Raw genomic sequence first — 18,372 nt, forward strand, 5'->3', positions numbered from 1 at the left:
TCCCCGGACCTGAACTTCCAGACCTAAACTGTTTAAAGGCGGCGTTATGCCACCGATCGGGGGCAAATCAAAGTTTTTTTGCCAACGCTTCGGCCTCGACATCCGAGGCCGCGCGGCTCCGCAGCCGAAACCTATGCTCGCGATGGACGATGTAGAGACCGCTGGCGACGATGATGGCGGCGCCGACCAATGTCCAGCGGTCGGGAAACTGCTTGAAGACGATCCAGCCGGAAATGATCATCCACACCATCTGCGAATAGGGATAGGGCGCCAAAGCCGTGGTTGTCGCCAGCCGGTAGGCCTGGACCAGCAGCCAGTGACCGACGCCGCCGAACACGCCGAGCATCAGCAGCACGAACCAGTGCCAGCCATCATGCGGCAGGGAAAACGAAAACGGCAGCAGGGGCAACAGCAGCAGCGCCGGCGCCAGCGCCGAAAACAGGATGAGGCTCTCCGATGTCTCGGTCGCCGACATGCGGCGCGTCATGATGACGTAGAAGCAGTTCGACAGCATCGAGCCGAGCGCGAAGAGATGTCCGATGCCGAAAACGCCGACGCCCGGCCGGGTGATGATGAGGACGCCGGCAAAGGCCGCCAGGATCGCCAGCCAGCGCCGCCAGCCGGCCCACTCGCCAAGCAGCGGACCGGCCAGCGCCGTGATCACCATCGGCCCGAAGAAATAGATCGAGGTTGTCTCGGCCAGTTGCAGGGATTTGAGCGCCAGGACATTGAATATGGTCGATCCGAACAGGAACGCGCCACGCAAGATATGCGCCGGCAGGTTGACCGGACGAAACCGCACCGGTTCGCGCCAGCCGCGCAGCAGCGCGCCGACCAGCACCACATGCACGGCAAAGCGCACCCAGGCAACGACCAGCACGGAAACGCCGGCAAGGACGAGGTATTTGCTTGATGTGTCGAGGAAGGTGAAGCAGACATAGGTGGAAAGCATGCACAGGATCGCCACCGGGGGCGTCGCGCTTTCTACATGTCTTTGGGGAGCACTCACTTGCAGGCCGGGTGGGAAGCTGGGCTGAAGCCCACCTTTGCGGGAATTGCCGGCTCCCGGCAAGGCAATTGTCGCCAGCCCCGAGGTGAAAGCCTGCTGGCACAACAAGAGCCGCCGGCAGGCGTAGTGCCTTGGCTAGGCGTGCATGCGGGCGCCCTTGGTGATTTTATCGACCAGCTTCTTGTCGGCGCGAAGCGCGATCCCGACCACCTTGGCGTCTTCAGGCGCGAATTCGGCGAAGACGGCACGGTTAGCCGCGTCAAAGCCGGTCGAAAACATCTCCTCGACATAGAGCGAGGTGGTCACGCCGCGCTCTAGTGTGCGCCGGTGGATGGCGCCCAACGTTGCCTGGTCGGCGGACAAAACGATGACCGGCTGGATCGACAGCGGGTTGTAGAGATTGCCGGCGCGGTCGCGATAGGGTTCACCGATGATATCGGGAAACTGCGCGACGATGCCGCTGGTCAGGAAAGCGGTGACGTTGAGTTTCTGCCAGACCGGCAGATCTTCCCCGAGCACGATTGCAAATTTCGTATCGAACATGAGACATTGGCCATTCGGTTGTGCCCCAATGCGAGGCTGAAGGAGACGATGTCGCACGATCTAGACAGCCAGGCTTTCAAGGGTCTTGGACGTTTGTGCGTCGATGCGGCGGAAAACCGTATCATCTCCGCCCCCGATCCCGCAGGCATGGAGCGGATCGAGGCGCGCTTCCGTGGCAGCGCGTTCGACCTGCATCGCCACGACACCTATGCGATCGGGGTGACGCTGCACGGTGTGCAGACGTTTCGCTATCTCGGCGCTGCGCGCCACAGCCTTCCGGGACAGATCATCGTTCTGCATCCCGACGAGTTGCATGACGGCGGCGCCGGCACCGAGGACGGCCTGCGCTACCGAATGCTCTATCTGGAGCCGTCGCTGATGCTCGGCTGCCTTGGCGGCGCTTCGCTGCCTTTTGTCAGGGATGGCGTGGTGACGGACGCCGCCTTTTGCGCAACGCTGCTTTCGGCGCTGGGTCCGCTGGAGCAGGAACTCGACGAGTTGTTCGTCGACGACTTCCTGACGCAACTGATGCAAAGCCTGATCCGGCATGGCGGCCAGTCGGCGAAGCCGATGACCAGGACGGCGTGGCGGGCGGCTGCGCTAGCACGCGACTATCTTACGGAAAACCTGACCCGGCCGGTGCGCTCCGGTGAACTGGAAGCGGTAACCGGGCTCGACCGCTATGCCTTGTCGCGGCACTTCCGCGCCGCTTTCTCGACCAGTCCGCATCGCTTCCTGGTGATGCGCCGGCTTCAGCGCGCGCGGCGGATGATCGCCGCCGGCGAACCGTTGGCACAGATCGCAGTCGAAGCCGGCTTCAGCGACCAGAGCCATTTTATCAGGCAATTCAAGAAGGCATTCGGCATGACACCGGGACGCTGGTCGTCGCTGATCCAGGGCTCTGCCGCGGCGGCTTGATCGCCTGCCGCGACAATCTGCCGGTCAGTCGTCCGACTCGGCGTCGTCGTCGATGAGCACCAGTTCCTCGTTCGAGAGGTTGGCCTCGATGCGGGCAAGCAGTTTGAACAGCGACTTCTGGTCCTTCTTGTCGAGGCCCTTCAGCGCCTGCTTTTCGGTCTTCTTCACCGATTTCTCGATGGCGTGGATGATGTCGCGGCCTGTATCGGTGAGGAAGATATGGGCCTGGCGGGCATCAGCCTCCGAGGCGCGCTTCTCCAGGAAACCCTGGGCCTGCAGCCGGTTGATGGTCTTGGTGATCGTCGGCGGGCGCACGCCGAGGCGTCCGGCAAGATTGCCCGGCGTCTGACCGTCTTCACGGTCGAGCGCCAGCATGATCTGGTCCTGGCCGGCATAGAAGCCGTGCGCCAGAAGCCGGGCAGCCAGCGCCGTTCTTGCCAGCCTTGCCGCCGAATGCAGCCGGCTCATTGTTGCAGTCTTGTCCGCCTTGGCCATGGTCATCCCTCTTCGGCCGTACCGGTGCGGGCAGCATAGAGGCAGCCGGCCGGTTGGCAATCGACGATCAAAAAGATTCCGGTGCTTCAAACAGCTTTGCCGGCAAGCATTGTGGTGTCCGCCGTGGCTAATGCCAGATGTTTATTTCAGTTAGATGACAAACGAATTCCCAGCCGGAGTTTTCGTCGCGAGCAGGGTGGTGGAGTGACCGCCGCTCAGCCGGGCTTCACCGCTACGATCATCAGCGCCTGATAGGCATCCTCCAGTTCGCGCAGCGCAGCCTGCGATTGCGGTCCGGCCCGCCTGGCGATGCCGTCCGCGGCATTCGAGGTGTCGCGCTTGCCGGGTCGGTCATTGTAGGGCGCGACTGTGGTGAATATCTGCTCGCTGAGGCTGTCGGGGAAGAACAACTGTCCGGTCATCACCGAACTGTCGTTAGGGAAGATCTTGAAATGGATATGGGTGGTGCGGCCGCGATACCAGCCGGGATAGATGGTGGCGAAGGAAACGATGCCGCTTGCATCGGTCTTCTGCCAACCACGCAGGAAGGTCCGGCCCGACGTGTCGACGTCGCGGTCGTCACCCTGTCTGGGATAGCCGGAATAGGCGCCTTGCGCGTCGCAATGCCAGATGTCGACGCGGGCGCCGGCAAGTGGGCGGCAGTCCGCGTCGACAACCTGCAGCCGAACGCCAAGGGCTATGCCCTTCTTGCCTTCGGTGACGTCCGCACGTTCGAGTTTCGGGTCGAAATAGAACGGCCCCTCGGTCACTTCAGGCGTAATGGTGCAGACACCGGCGCCGTTTTCGAACAAGGCCAGTCCGGCATAGGGTAAAGTCTGGTCTGCTATCGCGGCGGCGGGCAGGAAGGCACCACCGCCGACGGTGACCGCGATCAAACCGAGCGCCTGGCGCCGGCTCATTGAGAAGGAGGATGGCTTGCCGGACATATCTTGCCTCTCGAATTGGCCTCTCGTATCCTGATCTAGGCGGTCACAGCGGCTCTCGCCAATGAAAATTCAGCAATGTCGGCAAGCCGGTTTGGCCCATAGGTTTGCCCCGTGCAAAAGCCCGGCACACACCCTATATGGAGCCGACATTCCCTTTTTCTCAGGCCGAATTTTCGAGGCCAGCACTTTCGAGGCAAGCCATGAGCGACGCACAGACGCAGATCCCCGTAACCGTTCTCACCGGCTATCTCGGCGCCGGCAAGACGACGCTGCTCAACCGCATCCTGTCGGAAAACCACGGCAAGCGCTACGCCGTTATCGTCAACGAATTCGGCGAAATCGGCATCGACAATGATCTGATCGTGGAATCCGATGAGGAAATCTACGAGATGAACAATGGCTGCATCTGCTGCACGGTGCGCGGCGACCTGATCCGTGTCGTCGAGGGCCTGATGCGCCGGCCAGGCCGCTTCGACGCCATCGTGGTCGAGACCACCGGGCTCGCCGATCCGGTGCCGGTGGCGCAGACCTTCTTCATGGACGACGACGTGCGCTCCAAGACCAGGCTTGACGCGGTGGTGGCGCTGGTCGACGCCAAGCATCTGCCGTTACGGCTCAAGGATTCCAGGGAAGCCGAGGACCAGATCGCCTTCGCCGACGTCGTCGTGCTCAACAAGACCGACCTCGTCACATCAGAAGAACTCGCCAAGGTCGAGGCAACGATCCGCGCCATCAATCCGGCGGCGAAGATCCATCGCACGACGCGAGCCGGCGTCGCGCTGACCGAGGTGCTAGACCGCGGCGCCTTCGACCTGTCCAGGGCGCTGGAAAACGACCCGCATTTCCTCGAGGCGCATGACGATCACGATCATCATGACCACGATCATGACGGTCACGATCACCACCACCACGATCATGACGGGCACCACCATCACGCTCATGCTTCAGACATCCATGACGTGACGGTGCAGTCGGTGTCGCTGCGCGGCGGCGAGATGGACCCGAAGAAATTCTTCCCCTGGATCGAGAAGATCACCCAGATGGAAGGCCCCAACATCCTGCGGCTGAAAGGCATCATCGCGCTCAAGGGCGACGACGAACGCTATGTCATCCAGGGCGTGCACATGATCATCGAGGGCGATCACCAGCGCGCCTGGAAGGACGGCGAGAAGCATGAGAGCCGGCTGGTGTTCATCGGCCGCGAACTCGACGCCGAACGGCTGAGGAAGAGCTTTGACGCCTGCCAGGCGTAATTTTGCTCGGGTAGGAACAAGTGATGCCTAGATCGACCGATAGCATGACTGAGCATGAAGCCCAGCCCGCGATCGATGCCGCCGAGGTAGTGAGGGTGTCCGCCACCGATTTCGTGCGTATCCTCGATCTGCTGGAACGCCCGCCGAAGCCCAACGCCAAGCTACGCAAAGTGATAGCGGCGTTGCCAAACACACTGTAACGGCACCCGCTTAACGCGAGGAGTCGATCGCGAAACAGCGCGATCGAACATCCTTCGATGGCAACCCTTATGGTTGCCGGAACCGCAAACGTCGAGTAAGCCGCCGGGTTGTCTCTGCAATCTCGTCCAGGTGAATAAAGATAACCATGCCAACCGTCGCCCCGCTTGATCTCCAGGGACATTGCATCGCCGCCGTCTTTCTCGGCGACGTGCCGCATTTTGCGATGGCCGACGGCGCCGTCCATCGGCTCGACCATGGCCACAAGACAGTTCAGGCCAATGACGGGGTGCTTGCCGCCTTCCATGATGCAGCCAATGACCGGCTGATCACCGGCGGCGAGGACGGCAAGGTGTTTGCCGTGAAGGCGGGCGGCGAGGTCACCGAATTGGCAAGCGCGGCCAAGAAGTGGATCACCAGCGTTGCCGCCGGGCCGCAAGGCGCCATCGCCTATGCCTCAGGCAAGACCGCCTTCGTGCGCTTCGCCGACGGCAAGACCAGGGAATTCGTCCATCCGCGTTCGGTGGAGGGGCTGGCCTTCTCGCCCAAGGGCATGCGCTTCGGCGTTGCCCGCTACAATGGCGCGACGCTGCATTTCCCCGCGGCCGAGGGCAAGCCGGTGGAACTCGAATGGGCCGGTGCCCACACCGGCGTCGCCTTCTCTCCCGATGGCGCCTTCCTCGTCACCACCATGCAGGAAAACGCGCTGCACGGCTGGAAGCTCGCCGACGGCAAGCACATGCGCATGACCGGCTATCCCGGCAAGGTCAAAAGCCTGTCGTGGAGTGTGAAGGGCAAGTGGCTGGCGAGTTCCGGCGCGCCGGCGGCGATCGTCTGGCCGTTTTCCGGCAAGGACGGCCCGATGGGCAAGGCGCCGCTGGAGCTCGGCACGCGCGGCAACGCCATGGTGACGGCTGTCGCCTGCCACCCGAGCCAGGATGTCGTTGCCGTCGGCTATGATGACGGCATGGTGATGGCGGTGCGTTTTGCCGACGCCAAGGAAGTGCTGTTGCGACGGCCGGGCAAGGGCGCCGTCACCTCGATGATGTGGGACAAGGAAGAACGCCGGGTCGCCTTCGGTAGTGCCGCCGGCGATTGCGGCGTCATCGATATCACGGCCTGACCCCGCTCACTCCGCTCCGCACGACACTTTGCCGCTGATTTCAACCGGTTTGCCGTCCTGGTCCGTATCCGCCGCGGCGTCGTAGACGGCGAGCGTATAGTTCCCGTCGTAGACGCCTTCGTCGCTGGTCTTGGTCAGGATCGTCAGTTCAACTGAGTTGATCTTTTGCGCGGCCTCGTGCTCACGATAGATGTTCAGCCGCAATTCCTTGCCGTCGAGCCAGTACTGCGTCAGGTTGGAATCCTCGAACACGGTCTTGCGCAGGCTGTCGCCGGCAGGCCGGCTCAGAATTTCGAGGTTGCCGCGAAAGTTGAAGGTCGGCCCGCCCATGCCTCTGGTGACGCCTGCCTCGACCTCGAATATCGCCGCCGTGTCCTCGGTGGAGCACCAGATGCCACCCGACGCGAAGGCAGCGCCAGCCGACGACAGAAGCATTGCCACACACATGATCGTTCTCATTTTGCCCCTCCACCTCAAATCCCGCTCATATTGGCGCTGACTTCGGCAGCACGGTCAAGCGCCGCTGCCAAAGGCTGAGCCAACGCAGGACAGATGCGCGGCCAATTGCGGATGCGGACACGGATTGGCTAAGAGGGATCGACCAGAGGGGTTTTCATGCACAGCGATATGTCCAAGACGTCCATCGGCGGCATCGGCCGCGACCGCATTGCCGATTTGCGCGAAACCGAGGGGGCAGCCTTCCGCAAGGCGCGGCCAAAATCGCAAGCCAAGATCGGCAACGGCCTGCCCGGCTTCTTCGGCGGCGTGCCTATGCACTGGATGAACGATTGGCCGACGCCGTTCCCGATCCTGGTCGACAGCGCCAGGGGTGCCACGATCACCGATATCGACGGAAACAAGCTCGACGATTTCTGCCTTGGAGACACCGGCTCGATGTTCGGCCATTCGCCGCCACCGGTGGCACGCGCCATCCGCCGCCAGGCCGGACGCGGCCTGACCTATATGCTGCCTTCGGAAGATGCGCTGGCCATAGGGCCGCTGCTGCAGCAGCGCTTCGGCCTGCCGTTCTGGCAGATCGCGACGACGGCGACCGACGCCAACCGCTTTGCGCTGCGTGTTGCCCGTGCCGTCACCGGCCGCGAAAAAATCCTGGTCTTCAACGGCTGCTATCATGGCTCGGTCGACGAGACGATGGTGCGGCTGATCGACGGCAAGCCCGTCAACCGGCCGGGATTGGCGGGCGAGTTCCGCGACCTGACCCGCACGGCCAAGGTCATCGAGTTCAACGATATTTCAGCACTCGAAGCCGCGCTTGGGGATAAGGACGTCGCCTGCGTCATCGCCGAGCCGGTACTGACCAATTCCTGCATGGTGCTGGCCGATCCGGGTTACCATGACGCCCTGCGCAAACTGACACGCCAAGCCGGCACGCTGCTTCTGATCGACGAGACGCACACGATCTCGACCGGCCCTGGCGGCTACACCAGAAAGTATGGGCTGGAGCCGGACTTCTTCGTGCTGGGCAAGCCGATCGCCGGCGGCGTGCCGGCCAGTGTCTGGGGCATGAGCGACGACGTTGCCTCACGCTACGCGGATTACAACAGGACCAAGGAGCCGGGCTATTCCGGCATGGGCACGACGCTCTCGGCCAACCCGCTGCAGTTCGCGGCGATGCGCGCCACGCTCGAAGAGGTGATGACCGAGGGGAATTACGACCGGATGGATCATCTGGCGCGGCGGCTCGATGCCGGGCTGATCGGCGTGATCGATCGCTATCGTCTGCCCTGGCATGTTTCCCGCGTCGGCGCCCGCGTCGAGTTCATCTGTGCGCCCGGTCCGCTGCGCAATGGCGCCGAGGCGGAAATGGCGCATGCACCGGAACTGGAGGCCGCCATCCATGTCGCGCTGGTCAATCGCGGCGTGCTGATCGCACCCTTCCACAACATGATGCTGATCTCGCCGGCGACCTCGGCTGCCCAGGTCAACCGGCTGATCACCGCCTTCGGCGCGGTTGCGGCGAAGCTTGCGGCATGAGACAAGCGGCGATGGACCACCCCAATGCCATGATAACCTCACCTTCGGGCTCGACACCTGCCGAGGCGCAAGCCTTTCTCGACGCCCATCCCGAGATCGAGGCCTTCGATATCGTCCTGACCGATGCCAATGGCGTCGGCCGTGGCAAGATCGTGCGCCGGCATGAGCTGAAGAGCATCTTCGAGGGCGGCCGCCACATGCCGATCTCGATCCTCGGCCTCGATATCACAGGCGAGGATGTACACGAGACCGGGCTGATCTGGACCACCGGCGACGGCGACCTCAGGGCCTGGCCGATCCCCGGCACGCTGGTGCCGCTCTATGGCACGAACCCGCCGCGCGGCCAGTTGCTGATGGCGATGTACATGCTCGACGGCCGGCCGATGTCGTCGGATCCGCGGCTGGCGCTGGCTCGGCAGGTGGAGATCCTGGCGGCCAAGGGCCTGTACCCGGCCGGAGCCTTCGAACTCGAATTTTTTCTGCTGGCCAACGATCGCGACGCCGACGGCAAGGTGCAGCCGGCGCGCGCGGTTCTCGACGGCCGTATCTCGGGCAAGACGGAAGTCTATTCCGTCGACCATCTGCACGGCATGGAGCCGCTGTTTTCCGACATCTATGCCGCGGCCAAGGCGCAAGGCATTCCGGCCGAGACGGTGATTTCCGAATATGCGCCCGGCCAGTACGAACTGACGTTGAACTACCGAAAGGACGTGATGCGGGCAGCCGACGACCTGGTCATGCTGAAGCGGCTGGTGCGGGCGCAGGCGCGCCGCCACGGCGTCACCGCCTGTTTCATGGCCAAGCCGATCGAGAAATATGCCGGCTCGGGCATGCATTTCCACGTTTCGCTTCAGGATAAGGCCGGCCGAAACGTCTTTGCCGAAGCCGGCGGCGAGAGCTGGTCGCTGCCGTTGCTGCAGGGGCTCGGCGGCCTGATCCAGACGATGGCGGAATCGATGCTGGTGTTTGCACCGCACGCCAATTCGTGGCGGCGCTTCGTTTCGCAATCCTATGCGCCGGTGGCGCCGACCTGGGGTGTCAACAACCGATCGGTGGCCTTACGTGTGCCGGCCGGCGACGCCAAGAACCGGCGCATCGAGCACCGGCCGTCCGGCGTCGACGCCAACCCTTATCTGATCGCCGCGACCGTGCTCGCCGGCATCATCAAGGGCATGGATCAAGGCCTCGATCCGGGCCCCGAAACGACCGGCAACGGCTATGAGGCAGCGGTCACGCGCACGACCATGCCTGTCGACTGGCGCGCCGCGATCGAAGCGGCGCGGACGTCCAGCTTCCTGAAGAACGCGCTCGGCGAGGACCTGCACCGGACCTTCGTGGCTATCAAACAGTCCGAGTATCTGCGGGTGGCACGCACGGTGAGCGAACTGGATTACCACCTCTATCTGCACGAGGTTTGATGGATTCATGACGGGCGGCGATCACTTTTTCGCTGCCTCCATCAAATGAGGTAGCGGATCTCCTGTTCAGAACATATCATGAACATATGAGCGCACTTACCGTCCCTGAAAAGCTGGCGATCCTCTCCGACGCCGCCAAATACGATGCCTCCTGCGCCTCTTCCGGTGCTGCAAAAAAGGATTCCTTGAAATCCGGCGGCATCGGCTCCACCGAAGGCATGGGCATCTGTCATTCCTACGCGCCGGATGGCCGCTGCATTTCCCTTCTCAAGATCCTGCTGACCAATTTCTGCATCTACGATTGCAGCTATTGCATCAACCGCTCGTCGTCCAATGTGCGGCGCGCCCGTTTCACCATCGAAGAGGTGGTGAAACTGACCATGGATTTCTACAGGCGCAACTATATCGAAGGCCTGTTCCTGTCCTCCGGCGTCGTCCGCTCACCGGACGAGACCATGGGCGAGATGGTCGAGGTGGCACGCCGGCTGCGCTTGGAGGAGAAGTTCTCCGGCTACATCCATCTGAAGACGATCCCGGAAAGTTCGGCGGAACTGGTCGAGAAGGCAGGGCTTTATGCCGACCGGCTGTCGATCAACGTTGAACTGCCGACCGATGAGGGCGTGAAGCGGCTGGCGCCCGAGAAGAAGCCGGAGACAATCCGGCTTTCCATGGCCAGGCTGCGCCAGAAGATGGAGGAGAAGGCTGAGCCGACTTTGAAGACCAAGAAGCGCGAACGCTTTGTGCCGGGCGGTCAGTCGACGCAGATGATCATCGGCGCCGACAAGACATCCGACGACGGCATCCTTCACACCAGCGCGCGGCTCTATGGCAGCTATCATCTGCGGCGCGTCTATTACTCGGCTTTCAGCCCCATTCCGGATTCGTCATCGTCGCTGCCCTTGCTGAAACCACCGCTGATGCGCGAGCACCGGCTCTATCAGGCCGACTGGCTGATGCGGTTCTATGGGTTTTCACAGCCGGAAATCCTTGCCGGGAGCAGCGACGGCATGCTCGATCTCGCCATAGACCCGAAGCTCGCCTGGGCGCTGCGCAACCGGGGACAGTTTCCGGTCGACATCAACCGCGCCGACCGCGAAGCGCTGCTGCGGGTGCCGGGTCTCGGCACCAAGGTGGTGGCGAAGATTTTGGAGACGCGCCGGCACCGGCGCATGCGGCTCGAGGACGTCGGACGGATCTGCCAGTCGGTCGCCAAGCTCAGGCCCTTCATCATCGCCGAAGGCTGGTCACCTGGTGCGCTGACCGACAAGGCCGGCCTGCGCGACAGGATCGCCTACTCCTGCGAACAATTATCGTTGTTTTGATCATGCGGCCGGCGCAACTCGATCTCGCCAGATACAGAGTTCGGCTCGACAGCGAGACGGATTTTGCCGGCTGGCGTGACGCGGCACGGCGGCTCGCCCTGAATGAGGTCAGGCCCGAGGACGTCGGCTGGCATGTCGCGCCGGGCTCTGATCAGGCAGAATTGCCTGAAGTGCCTGCGGGCGCGCAGCTCGTCGTGCCGCGCGACTTCATCGGGCATGCCGAAACGGCGTTCTGCCATTCCGATTCCGGCCGGTTTGCCTTTATCTACAGAGTGCTTTGGCGATTGCGCGACGAGCCTAAACTGCTGGAAATCGCGTCGGATCCCGACACCAGGCGGCTTGAGACCATGGAAAAGGCGGTGCGGCGCGACAGCCACAAGATGCACGCCTTCGTGCGCTTCCGAAAAATCGGCGACGGTGCCGATGAGCGCTATGTCGCCTGGTTCGAGCCGGATCATTTCATCGTCGAGCGCAACGCCGATTTCTTCGTCAGGCGTTTCACCGGCATGCGCTGGACGATCCTGACGCCCTATGCCTCCGCCGATTGGGATGGCGAAAGGCTGGCGATGGGGCCGGGTGCTGCCAAGGGCGATGCGCCTGATCAAGACGACACCGAGGCGCTCTGGCGGACTTATTTCGAGAACATCTTCAACCCGGCGCGGCTGAAGGTGAAGGCGATGCAAAGGGAGATGCCAAAGAAATATTGGCGGAACCTTCCCGAGGCCTCGCTCATTCCAGACATGATCGCAGGAGCGGACAAGGCCGCCAAGGACATGATTGCGAAGATGCCGACAACACCCGCGCCGCACCACGCAAAGGTGCAGGCACGGCATTGGCCGAAGCAACAGCCTGCCGAGACGGCGGAGGACGATGCCGCAAGCACGATTTCCGAGTTGCGTGAGGTAGCGAAAGGCTGCCGTCGCTGCCCGCTTTGGCGCGACGCGACGCAGACCGTCTTCGGTGAGGGCCCCGACAATGCCAAAGTGATCTTCGTCGGCGAACAGCCGGGGGATCAGGAGGATCTCGCCGGCAAACCTTTCGTTGGTCCGGCCGGCAAGGTGTTCGATGCGATCCTGGACGATGCCGGTGTCGATCGGCAAAAGGTCTATGTCACTAACGCAGTCAAGCACTTCAAGTTCGAGCCGCGCGGCAAGCGCCGCATCCACTCCAAGCCGAATTCCGGTGAGATTCAGGCCTGCCGCTGGTGGATCGACCAAGAATTCGAGCTGATCAAGCCTAACCTCGCCGTGGCACTCGGCGCGACAGCGGCGATGTCGCTGCTCGGCAAGGCGATCCCGGTGACAAAGATGCGCGGACAAGTGATCGAGCGCGAGGACGGATTGCGCGTGTTCATCACCATCCATCCCTCCTTCATCCTGCGCATCCACGATCGGGCGGACAAGGAAGCCGAACGCGAACGGTTCCTGCAGGATATGAAGCTGGTGAAGCGGCTGATGGCCGCCTGATCAGTTTTGTTTTTGCGCGATTCCAGACGGAAAACCGCTTCACACTTCCTGGAATTGCTTCAGCTACCTGATCAGAATTGCCCTGAGATCGTTGACATTCGTACCGGTCGGGCCGGGTACGAAAAGATCGCCAACCGCGTTGAAGGCCGTCCAGGCATTGTTGCCGGCAAGCATAGCCTTGGCGTCCACCCCGGCTGCGCGCATGCGCGATACGGTCGAGCCATCGGCGAAGGCGCCGGCATTGTCTTCCGAACCGTCGATGCCGTCGGTGTCGGCGGCCAGCGCGTGAATGCCGTCGACGCCATTGATGCCGATGGCGAAGGCCAGCAGGAATTCCGAATTGCGGCCGCCCTTGCCTTTTGCGCGCAGCGTCACGGTTGTCTCGCCGCCCGACAGGATCAGCACCGGCTTTTGAAATGGCCGGTTGCGCGTCGCCACTTCGCGCGCGATCGCGGCATGGACGCCGCCGACTTCGCGCGCTTCGCCCTCGATCGCATCGGAGAGGATGATGGCTTCAACGCCTTGCCGTTTCGCTTCCGCAACAGCCGCTTCGAGCGACACCCCGGCCGAAGCGATCAAATGCACCTCGTTGCGCGAAAAGCGCTCGTCATCCGGGCTTGGCGCATCGGCGGCCGGCGAATTGATATGCGCCATCACCGAGGCCGGCAGTTTCATGCCATAGGCCGATATCGAGGCCAGCGCGTCTGCGCGGCTGCCTGTATCCGGTACGGTTGGGCCGGAGGCGACCATTGCCGGATTGTCGCCGGGAATATCGGAGACGATCAGCGACACCACCCTGGCCGGCCATGCGGCCGCTGCCAGCCTGCCGCCCTTGATGGTGGAAAGGTGCTTGCGGATGGTGTTCATCGCCGCGATCGGCGCACCCGAGGCGAGCAGCGCCTCATTGACGGCGATCTCGTCGGCCAGCGTCAAGCCGCCGGCGGGCGACGGCAACAGCGCCGATCCGCCGCCGGAAATCAGCGCCACCACTAGGTCATCCTCAGTCAGCCCCTGGACCTTGGCGAGCAGGCGCCGCGAGGCTTCCAGACCGGCAGCGTCCGGCACCGGATGAGCCGCCTCGATGATCTCGATGCGCTCGCAGGTCGCGCCATAGCCATAGCGGGTGACGACCAGCCCTTCGATCGGGCCGGCCCACACTTTCTCGAACGCTGCCGCCATCTGCGCCGAGCCTTTGCCCGCGCCGATGACGATGGTACGGCCCTTTGGCTTGGCCGGCAGATGATCCCGGATGGTTCGTTCCGGATCGGCGGCGGCAACGGCGGCGTTGAAGATGGAGGTCAGGAAGGCCTTGGGATCGAGCACGGTCATTCGGCGTCCCGAGGCAATGCCAGCCCGCGCTTGTCGACGCCCAAATGATCGCACAGCGCATCGACGACGACGCCATGATCCTCCCGCTCCGGCAGTCCGGAGACGGCGATCACACCAATGACGCCGGCGCCCTTGACGGTCACCGGAAAGCCACCGCCGGCCAGCACGTAGTCGGCAATATCCAGCCCTTCGCCGATCTTGAAGCTGCGGTCCGGGCGCTGCTGTTCCAGCACCATGCGGTAGGTGCTTCTCAGGAACCGCTTGACCACATTGGTCTTGCGCCGCGCCCAGTCGGGGTTCGAGGCGTTCGAACCCGGCATCGCGGCGTAGAACAGCGGCCGGTCCCACAGCCTGATGTCGACTATGATGGGCAGGTTCTCGGCAATTGCACGATCGCGAATGGCGGAGCCGATTTTGAAAGCGACGGCCTCGTCGAAGGTGGCGAAGACAAGGGTCTCTTCCTGTCTCTTGATCAGAGCGATGTCGTCAGCAACGGCCATTTTCTTTCTCCGAAATCGTCACACGTCGTGTGTACGACAAGCTCCGCTCGGTCAAGCTTCCGTGGAGCGGCCCCTCATCCGGCCGCTTCGCGGCCACCTTCTCCCCGGTGGGGAGAAGAGGAAAGCGTCGGCACTGGCGATCTCCTCTCCCCTCGGGGAGAGGTCGGATTGCCCCGAATTGCCCTTGCAATTTGGTTGGCAATCCGGGTGAGGGTTCTTACCCCGCGATCATATCCGCCTTGGCTGGCCGCCCCGCCACATAAACCTCGCGGACAGTGCGGTCGTCACCCAGCGTTTGCAGGAGAAACAGTTCCTGCGCCAGCGTCTCGACCGTTTCCATCCTGAGCCGCATCGCCGGCGTTGCCCTGGCGTCCAGCACGACGATGTCGGCATCGCTGCCTTCATCCAGCGTGCCGATCTTGTCAGCCACCGACAGCGCCTCGGCATTGCCGCGCGTCATCTGCCAGAAGGACTGGAGCGGGTTGAGCTTCTCTCCGTTCAGCGCGATCACCTTGTAGCCCTCGTCCATGGTGCGCAGCATGGAGTAGTTGGTGCCGCCGCCGACATCGGTGGCAGCGGCGATCCGGACCGGCTTGTCGCGGCGCCGGAAGCGCTGGTAGTCGAACAGGCCGGAACCGAGGAACAGGTTGGAGGTCGGGCAGAACACCGCTACCGAGCCCGAGTCCGAAAGCGCATCCGCTTCGCGCTCCGACAGATGGATGCAATGTCCAAACAGGCTCTTTTTGCCCAACAGCCCGTAGTGCTCGTAAACGTCGGTATAGTCGCGCGACCACGGGTAGAGTTCCTGCGTGAAAGCGATTTCGGCGTGGTTTTCCGACAGATGCGTCTGCATGTGCAGGTCGGGATATTCCCGACACAGCGCGCCCGCCATCTCCATCTGCTCCGGCGACGAGGTGATGGCGAAGCGCGGCGTGATGGCGTAGTGCTGCCGTCCCTTGCCATGCCATTCCTTGATCAGCGCCTTCGTGTCGTCGTAACCCGATTGCGGTGTGTCGAGCACGCCGTCGGGCGCATTGCGATCCATCATCACCTTGCCGGCAATGTTGAGCATGTTGCGGTCATGCGACTCGGCGAAAAAGGCTTCGGCTGAAGCCTTGTGCACCGAGCAGTAGGCGGCGACCGTCGTTGTACCGTGGCGCACCATTTCGTCGAGGAACAGCCGCACGATGCGGCGGCCGTGCTGGGCGTTGGCGAACTTCGTTTCCTCCGGAAAGGTGTAGGTTTTCAACCAGTCGAGCAGTTCTGCGCCATAGGAGGCGATGACCTGCATCTGCGGAAAATGCACATGGGCATCTATAAAGCCGGGCAGCAGCAGATGCGGCCGGTGGTCGATTTTCTTCGCCGTCTCGCCGGCCTGCTTTTCAACATCGGCATAGGTGCCCGCAGCGACGATCCGGCGGTCGCGGATCAGCAGGCCGCCATCCTCCTCGTAGCGCCAGGCGGAATGATCGTCGATGGTCTGCGGCCAGCGCACGAAGGACAGCGTGCGGCCGCGCAGAAGTGTCGAGTTCATGCTATCTCCCTGCGCCTTCGAACCAAGCCACCAGCAGTGCCCTTTCCTTGTCGGTAATCTGGCTGACGTTGGCGGGCGGCATGGCGTGGCTGCGACCGGCCTGCAGATAGATCTCGCGGGCGTGGTTGGCGATATCCGCATCGGTGTCGAGCATCACGCCCTTCGGTGCATGATAGATGCCCTCATAGACCGGCTCCGCCGCATGGCACATCGAGCAGCGGCCGAGCACGGTGTCGCGCACGGCCGGGAAATGCGCTGAAGCGACATAGATTTGCGCCGACGCGGATTCCTTGGGTTCGCCGGTCAGCACTTTCGGCGCAGTCGACAGCCAGATGATGACGATGAACAGGACGAGTGCCGCCATCCAGGTCCAGGTCGGATTGCCTTTGCGGGCATGGATCGAGTTGAAATAGTGCCGGATCAGCACGCCGATGATGAACACCAGCGAGGCGATGACCCAGTTGAACTCAGTGCCGAACGCCAGGGGATAATGGTTCGACAGCATCAGAAACAGCACCGGCAGCGTCAAATAGTTGTTGTGCAGCGAGCGCTGCTTGGCGATCTTGCCGTATTTCGGATCGGGCTTGCGGCCAGCGATGAGGTCGGCGACAACGATCTTCTGGTTGGGGATGATAACCATGAAGACGTTGGCCGACATGATCGTGGCGGTGATGGCGCCCAGATGCAGGAAGGCGGCGCGGCCGGTGAAGAGATGCGTCAGCCCCCAGGCGATGAACACCAGCACACAGTAGAGCACCAGCATCAGGCCGGTGTCGCTTTTGCCGAGCGGCGAGCGGCACAGCAGATCATAGACCACCCAGCCGACGCCGATCGTTGCCAACGACAGCAGGATGCCGACCGGGACGGACATTGGGAGCACGTTGGGATCGATCAGGAACAGATCGGCCCCGGCATAATAGACGACGCACAGCATGGCGAAGCCGGACAGCCAGGTGGCGTAGGATTCCCATTTGAACCAGGTCAGATGCTCGGGCATTTCGGCCGGCGCCACCAGATATTTCTGGATGTGGTAAAAGCCGCCGCCATGCACCTGCCATTCCTCGCCGAAGGCGCCGACGGGCATGCCGGGACGCTGGCGCAGGCCGAGGTCGAGCGCGACGAAGTAGAAGGACGAGCCGATCCAGGCGATGCCGGTGATGACGTGCAGCCAGCGCACGGCAAAACTTAGCCAGTCCCAGAAAATCGCGAAATCCATCATTGAAATCGTCCCTGCCGATTGGGCGACTTTACGGGTTGGAGCGCAAACGGAAAGAGGCGAGGCGCACGATGACTTTCAAAAAAAAATGGAAAATACTAGGGTAGTCACACGCAGCAGGATGGGAGCCGCCCGAAGGCGGCCTCAGGAAAGCCACGAAACCGCATGGCCTATCTGGACAACATTGCCGTCTTCGTTCGCGTGGTCGAACTCGGCAATCTGTCGGCGGCCGGTCGCGACATGCGGATTTCGCCGGCGGTCGCCTCCAACCGCATCAAGGAGTTGGAGAAGCACCTGGGCGTGCGTCTGTTCAACCGCACGACGCGGCAATTGATGCCGACCGAGCATGGCACGGTTTTTTACGGGGGCGCCAAGCAGGTCTTGGAGGCGATCACCGAGGCGGAAGCCGCGGTCTCGGCGCTTTCCGGCCAGCCGCGCGGCACCATCCGCGTTACGGCACCCTTGGGCCTCGGCCGCCGGCTGGTCGCCTCGGGCATTCCCGATTTTCACGACAAATACCCAGACATCGAGGTGAGGCTGAGGCTTTCGGACCACAATGTCGACATCATGAAGGAAGGCATCGATGTCGCCTTCCGGCTCGGCATCATCGAAGATTCCAGCCTCAGGATGCGCGGCATCATGGAATGCGAGCGCGTGCTGGTGGCGGCGCCGAAATATCTCGAGGCCCGCGGCGAACCGTTGGAGCCGCAGGAGCTGATCGGCAAGAAGCACGACTGCCTGATGCTGCGTTATTCCGGCGCGCGCGAATATGTGTGGACGCTGCAGACCCCCACAGGCCCGCAGAAATTCGAGGTGCACGGGCCCTACGACACCGACGATGGCGACGTGCTGACCGGCTGGGCGCTTTCGGGGCGCGGCATCATCAACAAGCCGCGCTTCGAGGTCGAGCCATTCATCCGCGACCGGCGGCTGAAGGTGATCCTGAGCAGCACGCCACCGACACCGGTGCAGTTCGCCGCCGTCTATCCGCACAAGAAGCTGCAGGATCCAAAAGTACGGCTGCTGCTCGACTTCATGGCCGAGCGCTGCCAGCGACTGATCAACGATCTGCTAGCTGGGAAATAATGCTGGCCGGCACGTGACCG

Annotated in this window: 18 protein-coding genes; 9 read left to right on the forward strand and 9 right to left on the reverse strand. The window is 62.7% G+C overall.

Annotated elements, in window-relative coordinates:
* Positions 1-67: 67 nt before the first annotated feature.
* Both NKJ00_RS12535 and NKJ00_RS12540 read right to left on the reverse strand, forming a co-directional pair.
* The gene (locus NKJ00_RS12535) at positions 68-952 is read right to left on the reverse strand and encodes a DMT family transporter (RefSeq protein WP_352629878.1); all 885 of its coding nucleotides are present in this window, start codon (positions 950-952) and stop codon (positions 68-70) included.
* A gap of 192 nt (positions 953-1,144) precedes the next feature.
* The gene (locus NKJ00_RS12540) at positions 1,145-1,552 is read right to left on the reverse strand and encodes a DUF2000 family protein (RefSeq protein ID WP_023813609.1); all 408 of its coding nucleotides are present in this window, start codon (positions 1,550-1,552) and stop codon (positions 1,145-1,147) included.
* A 48-nt stretch (positions 1,553-1,600) separates the two neighbouring features.
* On the opposite strand from NKJ00_RS12540, the gene NKJ00_RS12545 reads away from it, so the two are divergent.
* A complete protein-coding gene (locus NKJ00_RS12545; RefSeq protein WP_023813610.1) occupies positions 1,601-2,470 on the forward strand; it encodes an AraC family transcriptional regulator in 870 nt (289 codons plus the stop codon).
* A 24-nt stretch (positions 2,471-2,494) separates the two neighbouring features.
* Here the strand turns inward: NKJ00_RS12545 and NKJ00_RS12550 are convergent, their stop codons facing one another.
* On the reverse strand, positions 2,495-2,965 hold the full coding sequence (locus tag NKJ00_RS12550; protein ID WP_013528223.1) for a MarR family winged helix-turn-helix transcriptional regulator: 471 nt from the start codon (positions 2,963-2,965) through the stop codon (positions 2,495-2,497).
* Between the two features lie 215 nt (positions 2,966-3,180).
* A complete protein-coding gene (locus NKJ00_RS12555) occupies positions 3,181-3,912 on the reverse strand; it encodes an intradiol ring-cleavage dioxygenase (protein WP_352629881.1) in 732 nt (243 codons plus the stop codon).
* 200 nt (positions 3,913-4,112) lie between these two features.
* On the opposite strand from NKJ00_RS12555, the gene NKJ00_RS12560 reads away from it, so the two are divergent.
* The 3 genes from NKJ00_RS12560 (at position 4,113) to NKJ00_RS12570 (ending at position 6,486) form a co-directional block, all read left to right on the forward strand.
* On the forward strand, positions 4,113-5,165 hold the full coding sequence (locus NKJ00_RS12560; protein ID WP_128302784.1) for a CobW family GTP-binding protein: 1,053 nt from the start codon (positions 4,113-4,115) through the stop codon (positions 5,163-5,165).
* Between the two features lie 44 nt (positions 5,166-5,209).
* Positions 5,210-5,365 carry a type II toxin -antitoxin system TacA 1-like antitoxin gene (locus tag NKJ00_RS12565; protein WP_502895800.1) on the forward strand — a complete coding sequence of 52 codons (156 nt, stop codon included), beginning with the start codon at positions 5,210-5,212 and terminating at the stop codon, positions 5,363-5,365.
* 146 nt (positions 5,366-5,511) lie between these two features.
* Entirely contained in the window at positions 5,512-6,486 is a 975-nt protein-coding gene (locus NKJ00_RS12570) for a WD40 repeat domain-containing protein (protein WP_352629883.1), read from the forward strand.
* 6 nt (positions 6,487-6,492) lie between these two features.
* Here the strand turns inward: NKJ00_RS12570 and NKJ00_RS12575 are convergent, their stop codons facing one another.
* Positions 6,493-6,945 carry a hypothetical protein gene (locus tag NKJ00_RS12575; RefSeq protein ID WP_352611598.1) on the reverse strand — a complete coding sequence of 151 codons (453 nt, stop codon included), beginning with the start codon at positions 6,943-6,945 and terminating at the stop codon, positions 6,493-6,495.
* Positions 6,946-7,101: 156 nt separating this feature from the next.
* Between NKJ00_RS12575 and NKJ00_RS12580 the strand changes: the two genes are divergently transcribed.
* From NKJ00_RS12580 to NKJ00_RS12595, 4 genes are all read left to right on the forward strand, one after another.
* Positions 7,102-8,481 (forward strand): aspartate aminotransferase family protein, encoded by a 1,380-nt coding sequence (locus NKJ00_RS12580; RefSeq protein ID WP_352629885.1) that lies wholly within the window; start codon positions 7,102-7,104, stop codon positions 8,479-8,481.
* Positions 8,478-9,899 (forward strand): glutamine synthetase family protein, encoded by a 1,422-nt coding sequence (locus NKJ00_RS12585; protein WP_502895801.1) that lies wholly within the window; start codon positions 8,478-8,480, stop codon positions 9,897-9,899. The genes NKJ00_RS12580 and NKJ00_RS12585 overlap by 4 nt, the downstream gene beginning before the upstream one ends.
* 86 nt (positions 9,900-9,985) lie before the next feature.
* Complete coding sequence (locus NKJ00_RS12590) at positions 9,986-11,221, forward strand: putative DNA modification/repair radical SAM protein (RefSeq protein ID WP_352629887.1); 1,236 nt, start codon at positions 9,986-9,988, stop codon at positions 11,219-11,221.
* A gap of 2 nt (positions 11,222-11,223) precedes the next feature.
* Positions 11,224-12,687 (forward strand): UdgX family uracil-DNA binding protein, encoded by a 1,464-nt coding sequence (locus NKJ00_RS12595; protein ID WP_352442655.1) that lies wholly within the window; start codon positions 11,224-11,226, stop codon positions 12,685-12,687.
* A gap of 63 nt (positions 12,688-12,750) precedes the next feature.
* Here NKJ00_RS12595 and NKJ00_RS12600 read toward each other — a convergent pair whose 3' ends face one another.
* The 4 genes from NKJ00_RS12600 to NKJ00_RS12615 all read right to left on the reverse strand — a co-directional run bounded on the left by NKJ00_RS12600 (position 12,751) and on the right by NKJ00_RS12615 (position 17,269).
* A complete protein-coding gene (locus NKJ00_RS12600; protein WP_352442654.1) occupies positions 12,751-14,016 on the reverse strand; it encodes a glycerate kinase type-2 family protein in 1,266 nt (421 codons plus the stop codon).
* On the reverse strand, positions 14,013-14,516 hold the full coding sequence (locus tag NKJ00_RS12605) for a heme-degrading domain-containing protein (protein ID WP_352551286.1): 504 nt from the start codon (positions 14,514-14,516) through the stop codon (positions 14,013-14,015). The genes NKJ00_RS12600 and NKJ00_RS12605 overlap by 4 nt, the downstream gene beginning before the upstream one ends.
* Positions 14,517-14,733: 217 nt before the next feature.
* The gene (gene guaD, locus NKJ00_RS12610; RefSeq protein WP_352551288.1) at positions 14,734-16,050 is read right to left on the reverse strand and encodes a guanine deaminase; all 1,317 of its coding nucleotides are present in this window, start codon (positions 16,048-16,050) and stop codon (positions 14,734-14,736) included.
* A gap of 1 nt (position 16,051) precedes the next feature.
* Positions 16,052-17,269 (reverse strand): urate hydroxylase PuuD, encoded by a 1,218-nt coding sequence (locus NKJ00_RS12615; RefSeq protein WP_352551289.1) that lies wholly within the window; start codon positions 17,267-17,269, stop codon positions 16,052-16,054.
* Positions 17,270-17,431: 162 nt separating this feature from the next.
* Here NKJ00_RS12615 and NKJ00_RS12620 point away from each other — a divergent pair, with 162 nt between their 5' ends.
* Entirely contained in the window at positions 17,432-18,352 is a 921-nt protein-coding gene (locus NKJ00_RS12620) for a LysR family transcriptional regulator (protein ID WP_128302775.1), read from the forward strand.
* Positions 18,353-18,372 lie beyond the last annotated feature (20 nt).

Source organism: Mesorhizobium sp. M0227 (genome assembly GCF_040321855.1).
In the GTDB taxonomy this organism is placed as follows: Bacteria; Pseudomonadota; Alphaproteobacteria; order Rhizobiales; family Rhizobiaceae; genus Mesorhizobium.

Bases quoted from the DNA above. Each gene is read 5' to 3' on its own strand.
- NKJ00_RS12590 (WP_352629887.1), top strand. From the start codon at position 9,986: ATGAGCGCACTTACCGTCCCTGAAAAGCTGGCGATCCTCTCCGACGCC.
- NKJ00_RS12595 (WP_352442655.1), top strand. From the start codon at position 11,224: ATGCGGCCGGCGCAACTCGATCTCGCCAGATACAGAGTTCGGCTCGAC.
- NKJ00_RS12570 (WP_352629883.1), top strand. From the start codon at position 5,512: ATGCCAACCGTCGCCCCGCTTGATCTCCAGGGACATTGCATCGCCGCC.
- NKJ00_RS12555 (WP_352629881.1), bottom strand. From the start codon at position 3,912: ATGTCCGGCAAGCCATCCTCCTTCTCAATGAGCCGGCGCCAGGCGCTC.
- NKJ00_RS12605 (WP_352551286.1), bottom strand. From the start codon at position 14,516: ATGGCCGTTGCTGACGACATCGCTCTGATCAAGAGACAGGAAGAGACC.
- NKJ00_RS12535 (WP_352629878.1), bottom strand. From the start codon at position 952: ATGCTTTCCACCTATGTCTGCTTCACCTTCCTCGACACATCAAGCAAA.
- NKJ00_RS12600 (WP_352442654.1), bottom strand. From the start codon at position 14,016: ATGACCGTGCTCGATCCCAAGGCCTTCCTGACCTCCATCTTCAACGCC.
- NKJ00_RS12620 (WP_128302775.1), top strand. From the start codon at position 17,432: ATGGCCTATCTGGACAACATTGCCGTCTTCGTTCGCGTGGTCGAACTC.
- NKJ00_RS12550 (WP_013528223.1), bottom strand. From the start codon at position 2,965: ATGGCCAAGGCGGACAAGACTGCAACAATGAGCCGGCTGCATTCGGCG.
- NKJ00_RS12615 (WP_352551289.1), bottom strand. From the start codon at position 17,269: ATGATGGATTTCGCGATTTTCTGGGACTGGCTAAGTTTTGCCGTGCGC.
- NKJ00_RS12580 (WP_352629885.1), top strand. From the start codon at position 7,102: ATGCACAGCGATATGTCCAAGACGTCCATCGGCGGCATCGGCCGCGAC.
- NKJ00_RS12585 (WP_502895801.1), top strand. From the start codon at position 8,478: ATGAGACAAGCGGCGATGGACCACCCCAATGCCATGATAACCTCACCT.
- NKJ00_RS12560 (WP_128302784.1), top strand. From the start codon at position 4,113: ATGAGCGACGCACAGACGCAGATCCCCGTAACCGTTCTCACCGGCTAT.
- guaD (WP_352551288.1), bottom strand. From the start codon at position 16,050: ATGAACTCGACACTTCTGCGCGGCCGCACGCTGTCCTTCGTGCGCTGG.
- NKJ00_RS12540 (WP_023813609.1), bottom strand. From the start codon at position 1,552: ATGTTCGATACGAAATTTGCAATCGTGCTCGGGGAAGATCTGCCGGTC.
- NKJ00_RS12545 (WP_023813610.1), top strand. From the start codon at position 1,601: ATGTCGCACGATCTAGACAGCCAGGCTTTCAAGGGTCTTGGACGTTTG.
- NKJ00_RS12565 (WP_502895800.1), top strand. From the start codon at position 5,210: ATGACTGAGCATGAAGCCCAGCCCGCGATCGATGCCGCCGAGGTAGTG.
- NKJ00_RS12575 (WP_352611598.1), bottom strand. From the start codon at position 6,945: ATGAGAACGATCATGTGTGTGGCAATGCTTCTGTCGTCGGCTGGCGCT.